A 1,946-nucleotide genomic window follows, 5' to 3' on the forward strand; every position below is an offset into this window, starting at 1 on the left:
GGTCTTTCCGGCGGACTGGCCAGTCTGGCCCGGTCCATCCCGCACCTGGACACCGAACTCGACCTCGCCGACGTCCGACTGCCCGAGCACATCGAGATCGCGCTCTACCGGATCGCCCAGGAAGGGTTGCAGAACATCGTCAAACACGCGAACGCGTCGGTGGCACGGCTGGGCTTCGCAGTCTCCGACGACATCGCTCGCCTCGAAATCGTGGACAACGGAATAGGTTTCGATACTTTTGAGCACCCACTGGGCGGCGACGAGATGGGCGGCTACGGCGTGCTGTCGATGGCCGAACGGGCCGAGTTGGTCGGCGGCCGGCTGAACATCCGCTCGCGGCCCGGTTCCGGCACCGCGGTGACCGCGACGATTCCGGTGCCGTCGCTGGCCGACTAGAAATCGCCGGCGTTGCGCCGCAGCGTCTCGATCGACGACGCCAGCGCCTGTGACTCACGCTCGGAGATACCGATGTCGGCGAACACCTGCTCGTTGAGCGTGACGGTGGCGTCCTCGACGGTCGATCGGCCCAGGTCGGTGAGCTGTACCAGCGTGGTTCGCCCGTCGGTCGGGTGCGGCACCCGCTGCACCAGCTTGTTGGCTTCCAGCCGGCGGATGGCGTGGGTCACGCTGGTGACGTGTACCTGCAGCCGGTCGGACGCTTTGGTGATCGGCAGCGCCCCGCTGCGGCTGAACGCCAGCAGCCGCAGCAGTTCGAAGCGGGAGAAGCTCAAATCATAAGGCCTTAAGGCATTTTCGACGCGGGCAAGCAAGATCTGGTGAGCCCGCATCACCGACGTGACCGCGACCATTCCTTCGGCGACAGTGCCCCATCCGGCACGTTCCCAATTCGCCCGCGCGACCGCGATCGGGTCGCGGGTGCCGGAGCGGGATGGGGCCACGCCCTTTCATACCAGGAAGTGGCCGCCCGCGGCTCCCGGGGAGCGACTTTCCATCACGAAGGACACCGCGAGCGTCGAGAGCTGGTTCGGCAGCGGTTAGTCTTCGGATTGCGTAATGTTTCCGAAATTCGTTGCCAGCGGGAGAAATATCTCGTCGCCGATTTCGACAAGGGTTTCCTGCGTGGCCGCCGTCATCGTCATGAGGAGTTCGTGCCGAACCAAATCGCCGGGCAGCTCCACGATGCGAGGCGGCGGCATTGGCGCCAGGTCGCAGCGGGCAACAGCCCGCTCGACGATCGTCTCCATGCCCGTCGGCCCCTCGGACATGAACCAGTCACGGAGTTCCCGCGGCGATCCGCCCCCTTGTTCGTAGTACGCGTCGAGTCGGGCGGCGAGCAAGCCGACGATGCGGACCCGCCGGCCGTTGAATTCGGTAAGGATCGCCAACACGTCATCACCCAGGGCCCCGGTGTCGGGGACCGAAATCGTATGGGGCGTCAACGCGTGGAAATCCAATAGCCGCGCCCGACGTCGCGAGCTACCGGTGTCGAAGATTGCTCGCGAGCAGCCGTTGCGTGTCGCCGAAGACCACTTCGAAAGCCCACGTGCATTGGCTCAGCTATGTGAACGGCTAGCCGGCGCCGCCGACACCATCCTGCAGGTTGCCGACACCATCGCTGGCGCACACCCTCGGGTTGAACCGCTAGACATGTCTGAACCACCTGACATGTCTCAAACAACACCCCATGCGCCCGTCGAAGCTTTCACCAGCCCTTTTATCGACGGCTTCGGCCAGAAGCGGCGCAGACATGTCGCCTTGTCGCAAGTCGTTGATGTACCCCCATGACGGACTGGCTCGCCGAACGTGTAGCCAATGCGAAAAATCGCGGCAAAAATCGCAGTGTGTGCACGTTCGGCGCGGGTTCGCTCGGTCGGCAGAGACATTTCACGTTGGTGACAAGTGGGAAAACTGCCCCCTGATGCGGGTGTTTTCGGGTCACGTCTGCGTCCAGTGGATCGAGTGTGCATCCTGGGCGTCGAGTGTGC

At 64.1% G+C, this 1,946-nt stretch carries 3 protein-coding genes; 1 reads left to right on the top strand and 2 read right to left on the bottom strand.

The window, feature by feature from the left end; translation table 11 throughout:
- On the top strand, positions 1-396 hold a 396-nt coding region (locus AC2VOG_RS02975), incomplete at its 5' end, for a sensor histidine kinase (RefSeq protein ID WP_486938430.1).
- Here AC2VOG_RS02975 and AC2VOG_RS02980 read toward each other — a convergent pair.
- Both AC2VOG_RS02980 and AC2VOG_RS02985 read right to left on the bottom strand, forming a co-directional pair.
- Positions 393-899 carry a MarR family transcriptional regulator gene (locus tag AC2VOG_RS02980; protein WP_486938431.1) on the bottom strand — a complete coding sequence of 169 codons (507 nt, stop codon included), beginning with the start codon at positions 897-899 and terminating at the stop codon, positions 393-395. The two genes, AC2VOG_RS02975 and AC2VOG_RS02980, sit on opposite strands and share 4 nt — an antisense overlap.
- A gap of 96 nt (positions 900-995) precedes the next feature.
- Positions 996-1,400, bottom strand: coding sequence for a TetR-like C-terminal domain-containing protein (locus AC2VOG_RS02985; RefSeq protein ID WP_486938432.1), 405 nt, complete (start codon positions 1,398-1,400; stop codon positions 996-998).
- Between the last annotated feature and the right edge of the window lie 546 nt (positions 1,401-1,946).

It is taken from the genome of Mycobacterium sp. TH-M11 (assembly GCF_057473725.1).